The organism is Capnocytophaga sp. oral taxon 329 str. F0087 (assembly GCF_000213295.2).
In the GTDB taxonomy this organism is placed as follows: Bacteria; Bacteroidota; Bacteroidia; order Flavobacteriales; family Flavobacteriaceae; genus Capnocytophaga; species Capnocytophaga leadbetteri_A.
Map to the genome: position 1 here is coordinate 1 of NZ_KN390003.1, position 2007 is coordinate 2007.

General features: G+C 35.9%; 2 protein-coding genes and 1 pseudogene. All 3 read right to left on the minus strand.

Annotated elements, in window-relative coordinates; genetic code table 11:
• Window positions 1–244: pseudogene (locus tag HMPREF9074_RS05850) on the minus strand (dihydroorotase); the annotation flags it as partial.
• Window positions 245–370: 126 nt separating this feature from the next.
• Window positions 371–892 (minus strand): DUF7935 family protein, encoded by a 522-nt coding sequence (locus HMPREF9074_RS05855; RefSeq protein WP_009392988.1) that lies wholly within the window; start codon window positions 890–892, stop codon window positions 371–373.
• Between the two features lie 2 nt (window positions 893–894).
• On the minus strand, window positions 895–2007 hold a 1113-nt coding region (locus tag HMPREF9074_RS05860), incomplete at its 5' end, for a TlpA family protein disulfide reductase (RefSeq protein WP_034539980.1).

Consider the following 2007-nt stretch of genomic DNA (forward strand, 5'->3'; position numbering starts at 1 on the left):
CAGCGGTCAGCATACCATTAGCCAAGGTCTCTCTCTCTTCATAGCCTGGTTCGCCAAAGCATACACTACTGTCTGTCCAACCTTGCGACACATATGCATCGGCGATTACCTTATCTACCTGCACTTCTCCAAGCTGGTCTGAAATATGTGTTATTGTTCCATCTGAAATCAATATGTCTTTCACTGTATTGTGAAATTCACTTTCTTTGTCAATAATTCTCGCTGACTTTAGGAGTATTTTCATAATGACTTTTACACTTTTAAATCTGAGGCAAATGTACAAAATAATTATGAATTACAACCCAAAAATTGCAATTAAAAATTATTTATCAAAAAAAAGGCTCTCTGATTTTCTCAGAAAGCCCTTATCTTATCTCAAAAATTGACGTACTTCTTCTTTCAGATGGCTCAGCGCATTTGCCGAAGGGGTAGTCCTATCTATAAATTCCTTGAATACTGCCTCCACCATTTCAGGGGCATCTTTCACACTTTCATTATAAGCAGCCTTTCTTATCAGCTGTATGGTGGCTGCTTTAGCTGTGCGTATGATGTTCCACAAATTTGGACTTAAGTATATCTGCTGTGCCAAATTGTGCTCAAACTCTTGGTCTATAGTATTGGTGAGCAGTATTTCGTATTCTTTTTTAGTCAAATCACCAGGCGGAATACGCAAAAACAATTGTTGCGGAGTAATGCGCTCTAAGAATAGCGTCATTCGCTCATAGGCTTGCAGCTTAATAGGAAAAGTAAACTTATAAGTTTCCTGCTGAAGCAAAAACATCCGTTTGCGATCTTCATTCTCTATATGTATCCTGAAGAAGTAAAAAGCTACGGCCCCTACCACCAAGGCAGGAATACAATACATTACAAGAGTAATAATCTGGTCTGTCATAGTTATGATTCTTTTGACAATAATATTTTTTCTAAGTTAGGACTAAAAATATCCTCAAATGCCGAGATAATACGTCCGTCTTTGTCTATTATTAGTGATTTATTGATGTTGTTTATCAAAATTTTCTGCGACAAGTCCATAAAGTTTATCGAATGATATTGGTCTGTCCAATCAGTATTCTGTACTTGTTTCTTCCACTGGGTCTTATCTTGCCCTATATCTATCCCCACAAACTTCACATTAGGAAAAAGTCGTTTGAGCTGCGAAATTCTATTAAATATTAAATTAGAAAGCTCTTGTTGGTTAACCGACCAAAAATAGTATATGGTGGTCATCTTAGGGTTCTGAATTTCCGAAAATTTAGTAGGTTCTCCTTTAGTGTTTATCAGGTCAAAATCTGGCGGCTGATTACCCGCTTGTAGAGCGATAACATTCCGAAATACTTTATCTAGCTCTGCTTTGTGTTCGTTGTCTTTGTTGTACTTCGCAAATTTATGAAAATAGTCTTTATATGCTCTATGTTCCTGAATATGAATATTAAAGATATAAGCGTATGCTGCATTTCGGTATAGGTTATCTCTCAAACTTCCTTTACTAAAAAGACTGTCTATAATTTTTATCTTCTCTAAATGAAAACCTAACTCTTGGCTTACATCTACTAAAGTATGTTTATTGTATGTATATTTAGTAAAAGCTAAGTTATTGATATACATTACCATATAGCGATAGTAGGGTCTGAAGTACTCTAAGAAAGTATCGTTATAATTAATACGCTTTCTGTAATCGTAAAAATCTTCTGGCAGTACACAATTCAGCGGTACATTATCTTCACTCTGATATACAAACGGATATATTTCCATTTCTTTGTAAAGAGGGAAAGTAGCACTCACTAAGGCTAAGTCTTTCGCTTTCTCCGAAAGTGTCGGATTCACTTTCACAAAAGCCTCATACTCATTTTTCTTTAGTTGGTACAGCGAATCAATTTTCTCTTTATAAAGGTTCGGCGGCAATGATTGGTATTTTTTAAAAAGATCTGCTTCTCTTCGTGCTTCGTTTGCTTGAACCAATATGAAGTTATTAATCGCTGCCCCTCTTCCTGAAAATGAGATACTCTC

Bases quoted from the DNA above. Each gene is read 5' to 3' on its own strand.
- HMPREF9074_RS05855 (WP_009392988.1), bottom strand. From the start codon at position 892: ATGACAGACCAGATTATTACTCTTGTAATGTATTGTATTCCTGCCTTG.